Raw genomic sequence first — 18,309 nt, 5'->3', positions numbered from 1 at the left:
GTGAATGAATCTCAATCCCCTGAGACACCTCGGGGTGATGTAGGGCGCAATCGGTGAGAATGTCAGCAATCCCGGCGAAAGAATATTCCAGGGGCATCCGTGCGATCATGGAGGGGAGCTTTGAAACACGCGATCGAGCGAACTTGCACTGGATCGCCGCAAGGTGTTAGCTGGTGCAGCATTCACTGGATTTTCGAGTATGAAACTTCCCGCCCGCGATCGCTATGATGGTCTTTATCGCGATTTTTCATGGGAGATTCCCGAAGATTTCAATATCGGGCGTGCCGTCAGCGACGAATGGGCGGCGCACGCACCGGAACGCATCTGCCTTGAACATTTCAGCCCGGATGGCCGTCATTTGTCGATGACCTACGGCGCGCTGGCGGCGCGCTCGTCGTCTTTTGCCAATGCATTGACGTCGCTCGGCATTCGCCGCGGCGATCGCGTCGCGTTGCTTCTGCCGCAATGTTTCGAGACGGCGATCGCCCATGTGGCGATCTACAAGATCGGTGCGATTGCGCTGCCGCTCGCGCTGCTCTTTGGCGTCGAGGCACTGGAATACCGGCTGAGAACGTCAGGCGCGGCTGCGATCGTCACCAATTCGTTCGGACTGGAGCGGGTGAACAAGATTCGCGAAAACCTGCCGGAACTCAGCACGGTCATCAGCATCGATGGCGGCGAAGCGTTTGCTTTCGGAGCGCTCGTCGAGGCGCATCCGCCGCTTTTCGACGTTGCTACCACCAGCCCGGAGGATCCGGCGTTGATGATCTTCACATCAGGCACGACGGGGCCGCCGAAGGGCGCGTTGCATGGCCATCGCGTTCTGGCTGGCCACATTCCCGGTATGCAATTCGCGCATGAAGGTTTTGCGCAGCCCGGCGACAAGGTCTGGACGCCGTCCGACTGGGCTTGGGCGGGCGGGTTGCTGAATGCGCTGCTGCCAAGCCTCCTGCTTGGCGTTCCTGTCGTTTCCTCTCCGGCGCAGAAGTTCGACGCAGATATGGCTTATCGCATCATGGCCGAGATGAAGGTGCGGAATGCCTTCATTCCGCCGACAGCGCTCCGTCTGCTGAAATCGATCAGTGATCCCCGCGCGAAATACGATCTCAATCTGCGTACTATCGGCTCCGCCGGTGAATCGCTCGGTCGCGAAACCTATGAATGGGCGCGCCAGGCATTCGGCATCACCGTCAATGAGTTTTATGGCCAAACCGAATGCAATTTCGTACTCTCCTCCAGTGCAGGCTATGGTGTCACGAAGGCAGGCGCGATCGGCTGCGCGGTTCCCGGTCACCGGGTTGCTATTGTTGGCGAGAGCGGCGATGAAGTGTCCCCCGGCGAGACAGGCCAGATCGCTATCAAGGCGCCCGATCCGGTTATGTTCCTCGGCTATTGGAACGACGGCGAGGCAACCAGGAAGAAGTTCATCAAAGGCTGGCTGCTAACCGGCGATCTCGGTCATCAGGATGAAGAGGGTTACGTCACATTCGAAGGCCGGGATGATGATGTCATTACCTCGTCAGGCTATCGCATTGGTCCTGCCGAAATCGAGGACTGTCTGTGCGGCCACCCGGCCGTGCAGCTCGCTGCGGTCGTCGGCAAGCCGGATGCGGTGCGCACCGAGATCGTCAAGGCCTATATCGTGCTTTCACCTGGCTGCACGCCCAGCGATGCGCTCGGCGCTGAAATCCGCGATTGGGTGAAGATGCGGCTTTCGATGCACGAATATCCGCGCGAGGTAGAATTCGTGGATGCGCTGCCGCTGACGACGACAGGCAAGGTCATCCGCAGACTTCTGCGCGAAAAGGCGGCAGGCGAGGGGCCTAACCGCGCCGTGTGAGCGATATGATCTTCTCGCGCAGCATTTTCGCCATATTGCGAGTGCTGCGATACATATGCAACTGAGCGGCGGCCTGCCGGACGTCGCGGTCGCCGTTCTGCGTCAGGCCGATCACCAGGGTTCCCATTTCCTCGCGCTCCTGCCAGAAGCGGCTCATGATCGGATGGTCCGGCACCGCGCAGGAATCGGAACGCACGATATTCGCATCGTCGAGATGCCACTCCGTCAGTTCGGCCATCAGTAGCTTGCCCGGAGAATAGCGGGCATAGGCCTCGTCGTAGGCCGTCTTCCAAGTATAGGCCTCACCGCCCATCATCAGCACGACTGTTGCCGCGATTGCCTTGCCGTTCAGGTCGATCGTGTGAATGCGCACGGCGTCGATCGCTGCAAGGTTCGAGACGGCTTCGCGGGCAAAGGCCGTGTGGTAGCGGTCGGTTGCCAGCGCGCTTCGTCTCTTGCCTTTCCAGCCGCCGGCTTCCATTGCTAAGAATTCCTCAAACCGCGCATGAATATCGCGGGGCTGGCGCGCGACGACATAGACAGCTGTTCCGAGCTCTTCGAGCTGCCGCCATTGACGGCGCATTTCCCTTTTATGCGAAGAAGAGATGGTACGGCCAAGATAGGCCATAGCGTCGTCCTCGCTCTGCAGCATCGGCCGCTGGGATGGATTGGTGACCGTGACCGGCAGGTTGCGGCCCAGCGCGACCGCCTTTGCCATGCGAGCAAAGATGCCGTTCAGGCGAATATCCGGCAGCACCAGCGTTGCGGGAAGGTTCAGATCGCGCGCCGTCAAGCCTTCAAAAAGATTGTCCAGCGTCTCAGCCGCATCTTCGGCATCCACCAGGGGGGTGCCAAGCGGCGCGAAGCTGTTCGACCATGCGCGGATGATTGAGGGTCCGACGGCAAAGCCGGGTCTTTCGACAGAGAACGGCATCAGGAAACGCAAGCGGCTGCGCCGGCCGTCCTCATCGCGGATCAGTGCGAAATTCACTTGCCGGTCTTCAAGCCGCGGCATGGCGGGCGCGAGGAAGCGGCCGGTGAAGAAAACATTCGGCTCCATCGCACGGTTCGAAAGGAAGTCCAGTTCGTCCTGCAATTCATAGCCGAGCCTGCCGGGATAGAGGCAGAGCTCGCGGCCCGGACGCCCAATCTCGACGCGCGCTTCGGCCTGCGGCAAGTCGAAGTTTATCGAGGCAAGCTCGTGAACCATGCGATTGGCATTGGTATCCGTGCTTTCGGTGACGGGGGGGACACGCACCATTATCAGGCTCTCGTTTCTATCGTTGCCGGCGGGCGACTGAATGCAAAAAGGACAATGCCGAGCGCCCGGCGCACGGCGATGTGCAGCAGGATCGCTTCCACACCCATTGCCGATGCCGTCGCGATCGCTGTGCCGACGGTGCCAAGGTGCGGAATCAGGGCGATATTCAAGGAGACGTTTGCCGTGAGAGCCGCCGCATAGAGGGCGACGCAAAGGTTCTGCTTTCCGGCCATCATCAGCAGCGTTTCGGCCGGACCGACAAGGGCCTTGGCGAGGATGCCCGCAAGCAGGATCGCCATCAGAACATAACCCGCCGTAAAGGCTCCGCCGAAAAGCGACAGCAGCAAGTGACCGGCTGCAACGACTGCGAGCCCGAGGGCCAGCGCCGGCCAGAAAGTCCAGCGCGCAGCGTCGATTGCTGCTGCGGCAAGCTGCTCGCGAGTGCCTTCTGCGATGAGGCTGGAAAAGCGTGGACCGGATGCTGCCTTTACCGAGAACATGATGAAATGCACCAGTGCCATCGTCTTTGCGGCGGCAAAATAGATCGCCACGTCATGTGGCTCGAGGAAGATGCCGACGACAACCACATCCGAATTGGTCAAGAGGAAGCTCACGCCTTCGACCAGGAAAATCGGGAAGGCGATGTTCAGCCAGTTGAGGAAATCGACCCTGCGCGGTCCCTCGCTGTAGTGGCGGCGCAGGCGCAGGACTGTCGCGATGTATTGGCCGACGGCGGTGACATAGGTTGCGACCAGCGCGGCTTTCATGGCGGTGACGGCAGAATGCTCCGCACCGGCTCCGATCGCTGCCAGCATGAAGATAATGATGAGGACAGGCCGGATGATGTAGACCGGGCTCAGTGCCATGACCGGCCAGTGATTGGCACGCGAGGTGCCTTCCAGAATGTCGCCGAGCGCGATCATCGGCATGGCGAGAAGGCCAAGGAAGACAGGAATGAGATAGTAGGATTCAATCCTGTCCCCCAGGAAATGGAGTCCCGCCATACCGGCAGCCATCACTAGCGTTCCGGAAAGCATGGCGAAGGTGCGGGCCGTTCCCGTCAGGCCGCGAATTTCCTCGACGGCACCAGCAGCCTTGTATTGCGGCAGGAAACGAACGATCGCAGTGTGAAAGCCGAGGCAGGAGAGATCGCCGAACAAAACAATCAGAACCCAGACAAACACGAAAATCCCGTATTCATATTCGCCCATGAGGCGCGCGAGGATGATCTGGGAAATGAAGGCGAGGGCGGCGCTCACGATGCGGATCGAAAAGGCGGTAAGTGCCATCCGCTGTGCGATTGCCTTGTCGCCGTGCCCGGTCAGAACTGCGCCAAGCACGCGCAGCAGCCGGCTTCCCGCTGGACGCAGGCCCGCAGGCAGCAGTCTTTCCGCTGTTTCAATGACCGCCATTACGAACACGCAACACTCTGAACTCAGGCAAATCGTGTCAGAAGTCTTGTCAGATCAGGATTAAGAAACGGTTGTGGCGAGCACATTATCCTTAGCCGCCAGTCCGTTTCGCGCAAAAAAGAAATGCCGCCCGAAGGCGGCATTCTTGAACTGCCTGCCCTCGCTTAGGCTTCGGCAAACGCACCGTGGCAGTGCTTGAATTTCTTGCCAGAACCGCAGGGGCACGGCTCGTTGCGGCCGACCTTGCCCCAGGTGGACGGGTTGTTCGGATCCCGGTTTTCCGGCGAGACGATCACTTCGGATGCCTGGTAGATCGGCGCGAAATCATTCTCGCCCGTGTCGGGGTCCAAGTGCTGGGCTTGCATGACCGGCAGTTCCGGCTCGGCGGGCGCCTGCTGCACCAACTCGACGCGCATCAACTGCGCCGTCACAGCCTCGCGCAGGCTGTTCAGCAGCGTCTGGAAGAGCTCAAAGGCTTCGGATTTGTATTCCTGCAGCGGATCGCGCTGGGCATAGCCGCGGAAGCCGATAACGGAGCGCAGGTGATCGAGGTTGACGATGTGCTCGCGCCAGAGATGGTCCAATGTCTGCATCACGATCGAACGCTCGACATAGTGCATGATATCCGGGCCGAAACGCTCTGCTTTTTCGGTGAAGGCAGCGTTGGCAGCTTCCGTCAGACGTTCGCGGATATCGTCTTCACCAATGCCTTCTTCTTTCACCCAGTCCTCGATTGGCAGATCGAGGTTGAGCAGCGCGGCAACCTGCTCCTTCAATCCGGCAGCATCCCATTGCTCGGCATAGGCGCGCTCGGGAATATGCTTCTCGACGAGGTCCTCGATGACTTCGCGGCGCATATCCGAAACGGTCTCGGAGATGTTCGAAGCTTCCATCAGTTCGAGGCGTTGTTCGAAGATCACCTTGCGCTGATCGTTCAACACGTCGTCGTATTTCAGGAGGTTCTTGCGGATATCGAAGTTGCGGGCCTCGACCTTCTTCTGGGCGCGCTCCAGAGCTTTGTTGATCCAGGGATGGACGATTGCCTCGCCTTCCTTGAGTCCAAGCTTCTGGAGCATCCCGTCCATGCGATCAGAGCCGAAGATGCGCATCAGGTCGTCCTGAAGCGACAGATAGAACTTGGAGCGGCCCGGGTCGCCCTGACGGCCGGAACGGCCACGAAGCTGATTGTCGATGCGGCGGCTTTCATGGCGCTCCGTCGCGATGACGTAGAGACCGCCCGCGGCGATCGCCTGTTCCTTGAGTTTCTGGATCTCCTCGGCGATCGCTGAAATCTTGGCGTCGCGTTCCGGGCCAGGCTCGACCTCGCCAAGCTCGCGCTCGATGCGCATGTCGAGGTTGCCGCCGAGCTGGATGTCGGTACCGCGGCCCGCCATGTTAGTGGCGATCGTGACCGCGCCCGGCACGCCTGCTTGCGCAACGATATACGCTTCCTGCTCGTGATAGCGGGCGTTCAGGACCTGGAAGTCCTTGAAGCCCTGCTTGCGCATCAGCTCAGCCAGAAGTTCGGATTTCTCGATGGAGGTCGTGCCGACGAGCACCGGCTGGCCGCGCTTCTGGGCGTCTGCGATCTCGGCGATGATCGCCTTGTACTTCTCCTCGAAGGTCCGGTAGACCTCGTCGTCTTCGTCGATACGCTGGATCGGCAGGTTGGTCGGAACTTCGATGACATCGAGGCCGTAGATGTTGCCGAATTCTTCCGCTTCAGTCTGCGCCGTACCGGTCATCCCGGCGAGCTTTTCGTACATGCGGAAATAGTTCTGGAAGGTGATCTGCGCCAGCGTCTGGTTTTCCGGCTGGATCTGCACCTTTTCCTTGGCTTCCAGCGCTTGGTGCTGGCCCTCCGAATAGCGGCGGCCCGGCATCATGCGGCCAGTGAATTCGTCGATGATGACGATTTCACCATTGCGCACGATGTAGTCCTTGTCGCGCTGGAAGAGTTTATGGGCCTTCAGCGCATTGTTGATGTGATGGACGATCGCGACGTTTTCTATGTCGTAGAGCGCGCTGCCTTTCAGGAGGCCGGCCTGCTTCAGGAGACCTTCGAGCTTTTCAGTACCAACTTCAGAAAAGTTCGCCGAACGTTGCTTTTCGTCGATTTCGTAATCCCCTTCCGACAGAAGCGGAATGAAAGCGTCGATAGTGTTATAGAGATCGGAGCGGTCGTCGAGCGGACCAGAGATGATCAGCGGCGTGCGTGCCTCGTCAACCAGGATCGAGTCCACTTCGTCGACGATCGCGAAGTTGTGGCCGCGCTGGACCATCTGGCCCTTCTCATACTTCATATTGTCGCGAAGATAATCGAAGCCGAGTTCGTTGTTCGTGGCGTAGGTGATGTCGCAATTGTAAGCGGCAGCGCGCTCCTCATCCGACAGTCCGTGGACGATGACGCCCGTGGTGAGCCCAAGGAAGTTGTAGATACGGCCCATGTTGGCAGCGTCGCGGCGGGCAAGGTAGTCGTTGACGGTAACGACGTGGACACCCTTGCCGGAAAGCGCATTCAGGTAAACCGGAAGAGTCGCAACCAGCGTCTTACCTTCACCGGTCTTCATTTCGGCGATGGCGTTCGAATGCAGGATCATGCCGCCGACAAGCTGCACGTCAAAAGGCCGCAGGCCGAGTACACGGCGCGAGGCTTCGCGCACGACGGCGAATGCCGGAACGAGGATGTCGTCGAGCGTCTTCCCGTTCGCCAGCATCTTGCGGAATTCCACCGTCTGGGCGGCGAGCTGTTCGTCGCTCAAGGCCCTCGTCTTCTCTTCGATCGAGTTGATGGCGGCGACTTTCGGCTGGAAGGACCGCACGCGGCGATCATTGGCAGAGCCAAATATTTTGCGGGCGAGACCGCCGAAGCTGACCATATGACTGGTCCTTTCTCAATATATTCTTCCCCGGCTTTTCTTATACGTACACCCAGCCGAAAATCAGGCACACGTCTCGAAACGCCAGGAAACTTTTCTGGACGCGAGGTTGCGTGACAGATAAGAGGGGGGTCGAATGATGTCAACGGATTTGGCTGATATAGAAAGGCCACATTCCAGTGTTGATGGCTGTTTTGGGCTGGATTCACGAATGCTGAAGCCGGTGATGTAACTCTGAAAGGTTATTTGATGTTGAGCTACAACAAACTCGCCGTGATGGCGCTTGCAACTTTTGTTGCGCTTCAGGCGCCGGTCTATGCGGAAGACAAGCCGGATGCAGTGGTTGCCAAGGTCGGCGACCTTGAGATCCATCAGTCGGAACTCGATCTGGCCGTCGCCAACCTCGATCCCCAGCTCGCGCAGCTCCCGGACGATCAGAAGAAGGTTGCCGCGCTTTCGGCCGCGATCGACGTCAAGCTGCTCGCCGGCGATGCGGCTGCCGAGAAGCTCGACCAGACCAGCGAATTCAAGAAGCGCATAGAGTATCTCTCGGATCGCGAACTGCACAATGCCTATTTCAAGAAGCATGTCGTCGATACCGTTACCGACGATGAAGTGAAGGCGCGCTACGACAAGGAAGTCGCAGCCCTTCCGAAGCAGGAAGAAGTTCATGCTCGCCACATCCTCGTGAAGACCGAGGAAGAGGCAAAGGATGTCATCAAGCAGCTGGACGGCGGCAAGGACTTTGCAGAACTTGCCAAGGAAAAGTCCACCGACCCGAACAAGGCTGACGGTGGCGATCTCGGCTACTTTACCAAGGGTCGCATGGTCAAGGAATTCGAGGACGCAGCCTTCTCTCTCGAAAAGGGCACCTATTCCAAGACGCCCGTGAAGACCGATTTCGGCTTCCATGTCATCAAGGTCGAGGACAAGCGCGACGCTCCGCCGCCGCCGCTTGATCAGGTCAAGGACCAGGTTCGTCAGCTTGTCATGCGCGATAAGTACCTTGCACTCCTCGCCAAGGCGAAGGAAACGTCCAAGGTCGATATCATGGACGAAACGCTCCGCAAGGGTTACGACGACGCAAACAAGCAGCAGGCGCCAGCAACTCAGCCGCAGCAGTAATTTCCATCCAGGGCCCGGTTCTTCCGGGCCCTTCACTATCCTCTGTTGTCGCATTTCCTGACGGCGAACCGTTTTCCAAGTCGCCTGGAAATGCCTATAGCCAGGTCGATCCTCATGTCCGGTTCCGTTTCTCCGCTCGCTCCGAAAACCTTTGCCACCATGCCGGCGCTGCGCGGCGTGCGCATGGCGACCGCTTCCGCAGGCATCAAGTATAAGAACCGGACCGACGTGCTGATGATGGTCTTCGACAAGCCGGCCGCCGTTGCGGGGGTTTTCACGCGATCGAAGTGCCCGTCGGCGCCCGTCGACTTCTGCCGTGGCAATCTGCCGCACGGCGTGGCGCGCGCCGTCGTCGTCAACTCTGGCAACGCCAATGCCTTCACCGGCCTGAAGGGACGCCAGGCGACCGCCTTGACGGCAAAGTCGGCTGCCGCTGCCGTCGGCTGCGCCGAGAATGAAGTCTATCTGGCGTCGACCGGCGTGATCGGCGAGCCACTGGATGCGATGAAATTCGCAGGTGTTCTCGACAGGATGCATGCCGAGGCGACTGGCGATTTCTGGTTCGAAGCCGCCAAGGCGATCATGACCACGGACACCTATCCGAAGGTTTCGACCCGCAGTGCCGAAATCGGCGGCGTGAAAGTGACGATCAACGGCATTGCCAAGGGCGCCGGCATGATCGCACCCGACATGGCGACCATGCTCTCCTTCGTCGTCACGGATGCCGACATCGCGCCCGCCGCCCTGCAGGCACTGCTTTCGGACGGCGTCGGCCCGACCTTCAATTCGATGACGGTGGATAGCGATACGTCTACCTCCGATACGCTGATGCTGTTTGCCACGGCTGCCGCCGCCGAGGACGGTCAGGTCCGCATCGATCGTGCCGACGATCAGCGCCTTGCCGCCTTCCGCGCGGCGCTCAATGAAGTGTTGAAGGATTTGTCGCTGCAAGTTTGCCGTGATGGCGAAGGCGCCACCAAGATGCTCGAAATCAACGTGACCGGCGCAGAGAGCGATGCGGCTGCCAAGCGCATTGCGCTTTCGATCGCGAATTCGCCCCTGGTGAAGACGGCTGCCGCCGGCGAAGACGCTAATTGGGGCCGCATCGTGATGGCCGTCGGCAAGGCTGGCGAGATGGCCGATCGCGATCGACTGGCCATCTGGTTCGGCGATGTACGTGTCGCGGTTAACGGTGAGCGCGACCCTGGTTACTCGGAGGAAGCCGCCTCGAATGTGATGAAGAAGCAGGATATTCCGATTAAAGTCGATATTGGGCTCGGCGCGGGCGCGGCTACAGTCTGGACCTGCGACCTCACAAAAGAGTATGTGGCGATCAACGGCGACTACCGGAGCTGATCGTTCATTGACTGAAACATTGTCCCAAAAGGCAAATTTGCCGCTCGTACGCAGGCTGGAAGCTGTCGGTTTCCGGGCGTGGCCGGCTTCTTCCGTGCAGTATGACGGAAGCTGGCAGGTGCGGTTGACGGCGGGCCATCCGTCGAACCGGCTGAATTCCATCGTGCCGCTCGACCCTTCCGATCATCGCGACGTCGAAGTCCGGCTGGAGAAGGCCAGCCGCAAATTCGAGGATTATGGCCGCCCGGCGGTTATTCGCCAGACACCGCTTGCGTCGCCGGTTCTGATCGATCTCGTCAAAGAGCATCAATGGACGCATTTCGACGAGACAATCGTCATGACCTGCGACCTGGCGCATGCCGAACTGCCGGACACGCTCGATCACCTGCCGACCCATGACATCGGCCGCTTCGTCGATGCCAATCTCGCGACGGATCAAGTCTCCCCGAAGCTGAAGCCGGCGCTTGCGGAGATCATTAACGCGATCGGACCGCCGTGCGGTCTCTTCATGATCGAGGATCCGGAAACCGGCCCGCTTGCAACCGTGCTTTGCGTTCAGGACAACGATCTTGCCGGCATCATGTCGCTTTCGGTGGCTAAGAAGCGGCGGCGGGAGGGTCTCGGCCTCGAAATCCTGACCTCTGCCCTTCGCTGGGCACGCATGCGCAGCGCCCGCTCGGCCTGGCTGCAGGTCAAGGCTGCAAATCTGCCGGCTCTGGCGCTCTATGACCGTCTCGGTTTCCGCGAAGCTTACCGCTACAGCTACTGGCGCCGGGAACAGGCGCAATGAGTGAAGCCGGCAAGAATATTCTGCTGGTTGCCGCCTGCGCGCTGATCGATTCCGACGGCCGTATCCTTCTGGCACAGCGGCCGGAGGGAAAGTCGCTCGCAGGCCTGTGGGAGTTTCCCGGCGGCAAGGTCGAACCTGGCGAGACTCCGGAGGAGACCTTGGTGCGCGAACTCGAGGAAGAACTTGGCGTCAAGACCAAGGTTGCCTGCCTCGCGCCGCTGACATTTGCCAGCCACAGCTACGACACATTTCACCTCCTAATGCCACTTTATGTTTGCCGCCGCTATGAGGGCATTCCCCAGGGCAGGGAGGGCCAGGCTTTGAAATGGGTAAAACCCATGGCTCTGAGGGATTATCCGATGCCGCCAGCCGACGAGCCGTTGATCCCGATGCTTCAGGATCTACTTTAGCGAATTATCGCTTTCTTGCGGCAAAGTACCGGTTTCGGCCGGAGTTATTAATCGATCGTTTATCACCTTCTGCCAAAGATCGGCCTCACTCAAGCAACTGGCGTGTGAGTAAAAGGCTTGACGCATGGACGACGATTTCTGGAAAGCTGTCCGAGAGAAAGAACAGAGCTCGAATGCTTCGCGCAGGACGGGCGCGCTCAATCTCGCTTTGCTTTTCGGCACCGCGGTCGTTGCCCTGACGCTCATCCTCACGCCGATGCTTGCCGACAAGTCCAAGTCGAGCGTTTTCGCCAGTGTTCCGGCCGAGTTCGATACGATCACGACCGGATCGATCCCGAGAACGGAAAACGGCAAGCGCTACACGATCCGACGTAGCGTCCTGCAGGACACGCCCGGCTCGGTCTGCGTTGTCCAGGGGTACGGTTCAGGAGCCGGCTGCTGAGGAAATCGAATATCCGCCTTGGCGGGAAAGGTGGGGCATGCGTATTCTGAAAGCTTTCCTTGCAGATGTTCGCGGCGCGACCGCCGTCGAGTACGGTCTACTGGCCGCCCTGATTTCAGCCGCCCTTGTCGGCGGACTGACGACCTTCGGCAACGGCCTGCAAAACACCTTCAATACGGTGTCCAACAACCTCGACAACCACTAGGCGCTCAACCGGCTCGCCTCCATTCACTGCTTCACCTTGTGCTCTTCCACACGCAGAGCATCGGCAAGCCGCGTTTTCGCCGAGCCCGGCTGCAACGGCTTCTGCTGGCTTTCATGCGGTGCCCATCCTGAAACATAGATGATCGAGAAAGTCGCCCTGATACGCCCGTCCGGATCGGAATAGCGCTCGGCATAAATTTCTGCTGCGCGCAGAAAGAATGCGCGGGTGGGCGGCTTGCGGCTGCGGGCGGCGAGCGGATTGGTCATGCCCATGGCGCGCAGGTCTTTCATCAGCGGGAAGAGGGAATCGTAGCGGACGGTATAGGTCTCGGCGTCGATCACCGGCAGCGCGAAGCCGGCGCGCTGGAGGAGGCCGCCGACATCGCGGACGTCGGCGAATGGGATCACGCGCGGGCTGGCGCCTCCGGTCATCTCCGCTTCCGTTGCAAGCAGAACGTCCCTGAGTTCCTGGAGAGTACCTGCTCCGGGGATGGCCGCAAGAAATAGGCCGTCGGGCTTGAGAGCACGGCGAACCTGGATGAAGACGCCTGGCGTGTCGTTGGTGAGATGCAGACAGAGCGGCGCAAGAACGAGGTTGGCCGACTGCGGCTCGATCGGCACATCCTCAAGTGGCGCCATGGCCAGCACTTCATTCGGCGCGGCAAATGCCTGTTCCGCCTCGACCCGGGTCATCTCACCGATCTTGCCAGTTGCGACTGCCGCCCGTGCCGCTGCTCCTGTCATTCCGTGCAGTTCCACGGCGGTCTCGAAACGGCGTTCGACGACGGCCAGCCGATCGGCAAGTTCCGCGGCAGCGATATCCAGAAGAAAGGCAGCTTTCGGATCGGCGTTTTTCAGTGCGCGACGGCGGTTTGCAGCGATCGCGGTCCGGTCGAAGATCATATCCATGTGCATGTCCATAGTCCTGCGCGCGAAGGGCGGCAAGGCGGATTTTCCTTTCCTGCGGCAAGCGCCAATCTTCGCAAATGGGGCTCATCAATTTCGAACGACCGGGGCGCTCCGGTTAACGCAATTCTTGCGCCCTTCGCCATGTTCGCCGATCGGCTCTATCCGCCTGCCCGCGCCGCCTGCGGCATTATTGCTGCTGGCCACCGCGGATTGTGTCCGAAACGCTGGTCCGGCGTGCACTTCATCGAGCGGCCTTACTGCGAAGTGCCGGGGCTGCCGTTCTCGCACGATCTTGACGCAGGTATCCTGAGCGCCGCGGCGATCGCCAATCCACCGCCCTTCGACCGATTTCGCTCGGTCGCCGCGCACGATCACGCCGTCGGCGATCTCGCCCACGGTCTCAAATCTGGCGCCGATGGTGGCGGGCTGGATGCTTCGCGCCAGCGACGGCATGATCGGGGCCAGCAACGTATTGGTTCCGGTTCCGCTTCGTCGCTCCGGTATCTGTCACGCCAGTTCAATCAGACAGCAGAGCTTGCCCGCCCGCGTTCTTCGGCGGGCGGGCGCCGTGGACATCACGGTTTTAACCTTTGCAAGGGCTTTCTCGGAACCTATATGAGAAAAAGAAACCGGCATCCGTCTGGAGATAAAATATGGCACCAGTCATCATCTATACGCGGCAGTTCTGCGGCTATTGCGCTCGCGCAAAATCTCTTCTCGAAGAGAAAGGGATCGATTATGTCGAACACGACGCGACCTTTTCGCCGGACCTTCGCCAGGAGATGATTGGCAGGTCAAATGGCAGGACGACATTCCCGCAGATATTCATAGGCGGGCAGCATGTTGGCGGATGCGATGATCTTTATGCATTGGACCGGGCCGGCGGGCTCGATCCCATGCTGGTAGCCTGAGGGGAGACCGATGACGTTCAAGGCCGCTGTCGTTCAGATGTGTTCCGGAGTCGATCCCGCGAAGAACGCGGCCTCGATGATGCACTTGGTGCGTGAGGCAGCAGCCCAGGGCGCGATCTATGTGCAGACGCCAGAAATGACCGGCATGCTGCAGCGCGACAGGGTTGCCGCGAAACTGGTGTTGCGGGACGAGTCGGACGACATCATCGTCAGAACGGCGTCCGCACTCGCTGCCGAACTCGGCATTTACCTGCACGTCGGTTCGACGGCGATCGCACTCGACGGCGGCAAAATCGCCAATCGCGGCTTTCTCTTCGGCCCTGAAGGCAAAATCCTCAATCGCTACGATAAGATCCATATGTTCGACGTCGATCTTGATAACGGCGAAAGCTGGCGGGAGAGTGCCGCCTATCGTCCGGGTTCGGAAGCGCGCGTCGTGTCGCTGCCATTTGCGGAAATGGGCTTTACGATCTGCTACGATGTTCGGTTTCCTGCGCTTTTCCGCGCCCAGGCAATTGCCGGGGCGGAAGTCATGACGGTGCCTGCCGCGTTCACGAGGCAGACGGGTGAGGCGCATTGGGAAATCCTGCTTCGCGCCCGCGCCATCGAAAACGGAGTTTTCGTCATTGCTGCGGCCCAGGCCGGGCTTCATGAGGACGGCCGCGAGACCTACGGGCATTCGATGTTCATCGATCCCTGGGGCAAGGTGCTGGCCTCGGCCGGCGGTACCGGCGAGGCGGTGATTGTCGCGGACATCGACCGAACGGCGGTCAAGGCCGCGCGTGACAAGATTCCGAATCTGAAGAACGGCCGTGAATTCTCGATCGAAAAAATAACAGGGGCTGTCGTGGGAGGCGTCGCCACTTGATCCGTTATTCCCTCAGTTGCGAGAATGCCCACGAATTCGAAGCATGGTTCTCCGAAAGCGCCGATTTCGACCGGCAAATTGCGTCCGGTTACCTCACCTGTCCGGTCTGTAATTCCACATCCATCTCGAAGGCGTTGATGGCGCCATCCGTCTCGACCGCCCGCAAGAAGGACGAGATGAAGACGCTGGCGATGGATACCGCGCGCCGCGACGCCTTTGAGAAGCTGAAGGCAGCTGTCGCTCACATCAAGGCGAACGCCGAGGATGTCGGCACGCAGTTTCCCGAAGAAGCTCGCAAGATTCACTATGGTGAGGCGGACGCCCGTGGCATCATCGGACAGGCGACGACCGACGAGGCTCAGGCGCTGCTCGAAGAAGGCATCGAAATTGCAGCGCTTCCGGTCCTGCCCGAAGACGTGAACTGATCGCTACTCGGGCCGCTTCGCCAGCAGCATGTAGTTCACGTCCATATCCTTGGACAGGTTCCACTGGTTCGACAGCGGATTGAAGAAGACGCCGGTGCGCTCGATAATCGTCAGGCCGCTCGCCGCAAGCGGCTTTTCCAGCTCTTCAGGGCGGACCAGCTTTTCATATTGATGCGTACCGCGCGGCAGCCAGCGTAGGATGTTCTCGGCGGCGAAGATCGCGAGTGCGGCGGCCTTCATCGTGCGGTTGATGGTGGCGACGAACATCAGCCCGCCGGGGCGCACCATCCTGGCGCAGGTCGTCATGAAGAATTCGACGTCGGCGACATGTTCGACGACTTCCATGTTCAGCACGATATCGAAGGTCTCGCCGGCTTCCGCAAGCTGTTCGGCGGTGACTGCGCGGTAATCGACTGTGACGCCAGACGCTTGCGCGTGTGTCGAGGCAATGCCGATGTTCTTCTCCGAGGGATCGGCACCGACAACACTTGCGCCCATGCGGGCGACGGGTTCCGAAAGCAGGCCGCCGCCGCAGCCGATGTCAAGCACGCGCAGGCCTTCCAGCGGACGCGGGCTCTTCTGGTCACGGCCGAAGTTTTCGGCTGCATTGTCGCGGATATAGGTGAGGCGCACCGGGTTGAACCTGTGCAGCGGTCTGAACTTGCCGGTCGGGCTCCACCATTCCGCCGCCATTGCGGAAAAGCGGTCCACCTCGCTCTGGTCGATCGTGCTTTTTGCCGCGTCGCTCATGACCCTGCTCCTTGCGTTCGTCGTGAGTGAAGTCGGACGATCAGCAGCATAAGTCAAGGGGCAGGAAAACGGGGAATGGCAAGACGCGCCTCGAGTGCCGCGCCTATCGCCAGAACGTCTTCGTCGGCAAAGCGGCGTCCGACGATCTGCAGCCCGACCGGCATGCCATTTGCTGCGGGACCGACCGGCAGTGAAAGCGCGGGCAGTTGCGGCAGCATGTTGAAAGGGCAGGTCATGTCGAGCCCGGCGAAACGGCCGTCCGGACAGGTCGCGACATAGTCGTCGTCAGTTCCGCTGGCGAGCGGAGCGGTGATGGCGCATGTTGGGCAGAGCAGGGCGTCGTAGCTCTCGAAGAGCTTTGACATATCGCGCCACATTGCGGTGCGCAGCAGTTCCACGCGCTTGTAGGCGGTGGCATTCATTGAAAAGCCGCGCTCGATCATCGCTACGACGGCGGGATCCATATTCTCCCGGTATTCGGTAATTGTCTCGCCGAAGAAGCCAGACATGAAGACGCACCAAAGATCGAACCATTCATCGTTGACCGAGCGCGTCCAATGCATCGGGACGTCATCGACGGTGGCGCCGGCGCGGCGCAATTCATCGACAGCAACGCGTATCGCCTGCTCGACCTCCGGCTGGATACGATAGTAACCGAGGTCCATTGAGAGTGCGAAACGCTTGCCTTCCAACCGGCCGTCTCGTGCCGCATGTGACATGAAGCCGATCGGCAGCGAAGAAATGTCCTCGTCGCTCGGACCGCAGGCCGCTTCCATGAAGGCGATGGCGTCTCCCACCGTGCGCGCCAGCGGACCGAAATGCGAGATGTTGTCGAAAACGCTTGGCAGGATCGTCATCGGAATTCGTCCGAGGCTCGGTTTCAGACCGACCGTGCCGCAGAATGCGGAGGGAATACGCACAGAGCCGCCCATATCCGTGCCCTCCGCGAAGGGCACGACGCCGGTCGCGACCGCAACGGCCGACCCACCAGAGGAGCCGCCGGAGGTGCGCTCCGGATCCCACGGGTTGCGGGTCACGCCCCAGCGCGGGCTTTCGGTGAAGCTCGCAAAGGCGAATTCAGGCGTTGTCGTTTTTCCCATCAGAATGGCACCCGCGGCTTGAAGACGACGGATGCAGAGCGCTGTTTCGGCGGGCACCCAGTCGCCCTTTGTCCATGAGCCCAGCGTCGTCAGATCGCCTGCGGTCGGCGTCAGGTCCTTGGCGGCGAACGGTACACCGTGTAGTGGGCCGGTTGCTTCGCCGCGGGCGACGGCGCGATCCGCCTCGCGGGCCGCTTCGAGCGCCTGCTCCTCACGGAGGACGGTGAACGGATTCAGCGTTTCGCGCACCGCCTTGGCGCGGCGGATCGATTCCGCCACTACGTTTTCGGAGGCGAACCGGCCCTGGCAGATACCGCTTGCGATTTCCATTGCAGGAAGGTCCAGCGGATGTGGCGTGATGGTTTCCAGTGGCTTACTCATCGTGGCTTCTGCCGGCGTGAAGGAGTGCGTGCTTTCTTATGCGGCTCCAGTTTCAACGGATATAGTGAAGCATCCTCGATCAACCACGTGCTTGCTGCAAAAAGTCATCCGTTGCCATCAGCTCGAGCTGAACGGAGAAGCGATCTCTCAAAAGTTCCAGCGAGGCATCGGAGGTTTGGTCGTCGTTGCTGGTAGACCGCATCTTCGACACAGATGACGCGGTAGCCCAGATCAATCGTCGTCGCCATCACGCACACGTCGGTTTCGCCGCCCGTAATCACCAGTGTTTCGACTGGTTGCGCCTGCAGCATGGGCGCTGCATGTCGACATATGGCGCCGAGCCGTCCTCTGTTCATTGGAACCTCCGACCTTTTAACTCGGCATAGGGTGGGTTCCTTGAATTATTGAAACTCGTTGCGACCCGCGGCGTTATCTCGCAGGCGGATAAAGGCGGCGCAGATGACGAACAAAGGGACCGGCAGCGACTATTTGCCCGACGGCGTCACGGAAGATCGGGAATTTCAACGGCGGGTCTGGATCGTTCAGCGCGCCGCCTGGTTTGTTTTCGGTCTTATCCTCGCGAGCTGCCATCAAAGGCGGTGACGTCCAAAGCCGGCTTGATCCATTATCAGTTTCCCGGGGATCCAGGCATGCCGATCGATGTCAGGTTCCGCCTGCACACCCAGTCGCCGGGCTTTCATCGCATTCGTCTCGGTATCGGCGATCACGTTTCGGCGCCGCTTGTCTTGATCCTTCCGTGAGGAGAACTCGATATGGAAAGCGTTATTCGCGGCCTTTCGATCTAGCCTTCCTTGTCGTCATTCGCCTGTCGGGCCGCCGGACGCTCGCACAGATGACGCCGTTCGACCTCGTGATCCTGTTGGTGGTCTCCGAGACGACGCAGCAGGCGATGCTCGGCAACGATTTTTCGATAACCAATGCGATCGTGCTGATCTTGACGCTGTTTCTTGCAGATATCCTGCTCTCCTATCTCAAGAGCTGGTCACCGCGTGCGGGCATGGTCATCGACGGTGTTCCGACCATTCTGATTGCGAATGGCGTTGCAGACCAGGAGGCCATGCGCGGCTGCAGGCTGCAAATGGAAGACGTGCTCGAGGCCGCGCGCAATCAACAAGGTGTCGAAAGCGTCAGGACATCCGCTTCGCGATCCTCGAGGTGAGCGGCGCCATCAGCATCATCAAAAATCAATGAGTGCTGAGCCGCCTTCGAAGGCCAAGAAGGTGGC

General features: G+C 60.0%; 17 protein-coding genes and 3 pseudogenes. 13 read left to right on the top strand and 7 right to left on the bottom strand.

Annotation, left to right across the window (positions count from 1 at the left end):
• Positions 1–199: 199 nt before the first annotated feature.
• Positions 200–1,840, top strand: a complete 1,641-nt coding sequence (locus A3C3_RS0132775) for an AMP-binding protein (RefSeq protein ID WP_022718774.1) — start codon at positions 200–202, stop codon at positions 1,838–1,840.
• On the opposite strand, the gene A3C3_RS0132770 is transcribed toward A3C3_RS0132775, so the two are convergent.
• The 3 genes from A3C3_RS0132770 to secA all read right to left on the bottom strand — a co-directional run bounded on the left by A3C3_RS0132770 (position 1,824) and on the right by secA (position 7,392).
• Positions 1,824–3,101, bottom strand: a complete 1,278-nt coding sequence (locus A3C3_RS0132770) for a GNAT family N-acetyltransferase (protein ID WP_022718773.1) — start codon at positions 3,099–3,101, stop codon at positions 1,824–1,826. The genes A3C3_RS0132775 and A3C3_RS0132770 overlap by 17 nt on opposite strands.
• A 2-nt stretch (positions 3,102–3,103) precedes the next feature.
• Positions 3,104–4,513: a lipopolysaccharide biosynthesis protein gene (locus A3C3_RS0132765; RefSeq protein ID WP_022718772.1), complete on the bottom strand. Its 1,410-nt coding sequence runs from the start codon at positions 4,511–4,513 to the stop codon at positions 3,104–3,106.
• 164 nt (positions 4,514–4,677) lie between these two features.
• On the bottom strand, positions 4,678–7,392 hold the full coding sequence (gene secA, locus A3C3_RS0132760; RefSeq protein WP_022718771.1) for a preprotein translocase subunit SecA: 2,715 nt from the start codon (positions 7,390–7,392) through the stop codon (positions 4,678–4,680).
• Positions 7,393–7,641: 249 nt separating this feature from the next.
• Here secA and A3C3_RS0132755 point away from each other — a divergent pair, with 249 nt between their 5' ends.
• The 6 genes from A3C3_RS0132755 (at position 7,642) to A3C3_RS44240 (ending at position 11,720) form a co-directional block, all read left to right on the top strand.
• Positions 7,642–8,517 (top strand): peptidylprolyl isomerase, encoded by an 876-nt coding sequence (locus A3C3_RS0132755; RefSeq protein ID WP_022718770.1) that lies wholly within the window; start codon positions 7,642–7,644, stop codon positions 8,515–8,517.
• 114 nt (positions 8,518–8,631) lie between these two features.
• Complete coding sequence (argJ, locus tag A3C3_RS0132750) at positions 8,632–9,873, top strand: bifunctional glutamate N-acetyltransferase/amino-acid acetyltransferase ArgJ (RefSeq protein ID WP_022718769.1); 1,242 nt, start codon at positions 8,632–8,634, stop codon at positions 9,871–9,873.
• The gene (locus A3C3_RS0132745) at positions 9,842–10,663 is read left to right on the top strand and encodes a GNAT family N-acetyltransferase (RefSeq protein WP_033419932.1); all 822 of its coding nucleotides are present in this window, start codon (positions 9,842–9,844) and stop codon (positions 10,661–10,663) included. The genes argJ and A3C3_RS0132745 overlap by 32 nt, the downstream gene beginning before the upstream one ends.
• Positions 10,660–11,073 carry an 8-oxo-dGTP diphosphatase MutT gene (gene mutT, locus A3C3_RS0132740; RefSeq protein ID WP_022718767.1) on the top strand — a complete coding sequence of 138 codons (414 nt, stop codon included), beginning with the start codon at positions 10,660–10,662 and terminating at the stop codon, positions 11,071–11,073. Before A3C3_RS0132745 ends, mutT begins: the two co-directional genes overlap by 4 nt.
• 124 nt (positions 11,074–11,197) lie before the next feature.
• On the top strand, positions 11,198–11,515 hold the full coding sequence (locus A3C3_RS0132735) for a hypothetical protein (protein WP_022718766.1): 318 nt from the start codon (positions 11,198–11,200) through the stop codon (positions 11,513–11,515).
• Positions 11,516–11,552: 37 nt separating this feature from the next.
• Entirely contained in the window at positions 11,553–11,720 is a 168-nt protein-coding gene (locus tag A3C3_RS44240; protein WP_022718765.1) for a Flp family type IVb pilin, read from the top strand.
• A gap of 23 nt (positions 11,721–11,743) precedes the next feature.
• Here A3C3_RS44240 and A3C3_RS0132725 read toward each other — a convergent pair whose 3' ends face one another.
• Positions 11,744–12,628, bottom strand: a complete 885-nt coding sequence (locus A3C3_RS0132725) for a methyltransferase domain-containing protein (RefSeq protein WP_033419933.1) — start codon at positions 12,626–12,628, stop codon at positions 11,744–11,746.
• A 77-nt stretch (positions 12,629–12,705) separates the two neighbouring features.
• On the opposite strand from A3C3_RS0132725, the pseudogene A3C3_RS47475 reads away from it, so the two are divergent.
• The 4 genes and pseudogenes from A3C3_RS47475 to A3C3_RS0132705 all read left to right on the top strand — a co-directional run.
• Positions 12,706–13,195, top strand: a pseudogene (locus tag A3C3_RS47475) (double zinc ribbon domain-containing protein); the annotation flags it as partial.
• A gap of 86 nt (positions 13,196–13,281) precedes the next feature.
• On the top strand, positions 13,282–13,539 hold the full coding sequence (grxC, locus tag A3C3_RS0132715; protein ID WP_022718762.1) for a glutaredoxin 3: 258 nt from the start codon (positions 13,282–13,284) through the stop codon (positions 13,537–13,539).
• Positions 13,540–13,549: 10 nt separating this feature from the next.
• The gene (locus A3C3_RS0132710; protein ID WP_022718761.1) at positions 13,550–14,407 is read left to right on the top strand and encodes a carbon-nitrogen hydrolase family protein; all 858 of its coding nucleotides are present in this window, start codon (positions 13,550–13,552) and stop codon (positions 14,405–14,407) included.
• On the top strand, positions 14,404–14,832 hold the full coding sequence (locus tag A3C3_RS0132705) for a DUF1178 family protein (protein ID WP_022718760.1): 429 nt from the start codon (positions 14,404–14,406) through the stop codon (positions 14,830–14,832). Before A3C3_RS0132710 ends, A3C3_RS0132705 begins: the two co-directional genes overlap by 4 nt.
• 3 nt (positions 14,833–14,835) lie before the next feature.
• Here the strand turns inward: A3C3_RS0132705 and ubiG are convergent, their stop codons facing one another.
• The 3 genes and pseudogenes from ubiG to A3C3_RS44230 all read right to left on the bottom strand — a co-directional run.
• On the bottom strand, positions 14,836–15,582 hold the full coding sequence (ubiG, locus tag A3C3_RS0132700; RefSeq protein WP_022718759.1) for a bifunctional 2-polyprenyl-6-hydroxyphenol methylase/3-demethylubiquinol 3-O-methyltransferase UbiG: 747 nt from the start codon (positions 15,580–15,582) through the stop codon (positions 14,836–14,838).
• 53 nt (positions 15,583–15,635) lie between these two features.
• Positions 15,636–17,063, bottom strand: coding sequence for an amidase (locus A3C3_RS0132695; RefSeq protein WP_022718758.1), 1,428 nt, complete (start codon positions 17,061–17,063; stop codon positions 15,636–15,638).
• Positions 17,064–17,142: 79 nt separating this feature from the next.
• Positions 17,143–17,437 (bottom strand): annotated as a pseudogene (locus A3C3_RS44230) (cysteine hydrolase family protein); the annotation flags it as partial.
• 85 nt (positions 17,438–17,522) lie between these two features.
• Here A3C3_RS44230 and A3C3_RS45655 point away from each other — a divergent pair.
• On the top strand, positions 17,523–17,666 hold the full coding sequence (locus tag A3C3_RS45655) for a hypothetical protein (RefSeq protein ID WP_022718757.1): 144 nt from the start codon (positions 17,523–17,525) through the stop codon (positions 17,664–17,666).
• A 170-nt stretch (positions 17,667–17,836) separates the two neighbouring features.
• Positions 17,837–18,275: pseudogene (locus tag A3C3_RS41920) on the top strand (DUF421 domain-containing protein).
• The last annotated feature ends 34 nt before the right edge of the window (positions 18,276–18,309 follow it).

It is taken from the genome of Rhizobium mongolense USDA 1844 (assembly GCF_000419765.1).
Taxonomy (GTDB): domain Bacteria; phylum Pseudomonadota; class Alphaproteobacteria; order Rhizobiales; family Rhizobiaceae; genus Rhizobium; species Rhizobium mongolense.
The sequence above is the reverse complement of the archived record's forward strand: the minus strand, read 5'-3'. Positions and strand labels throughout refer to the sequence as shown.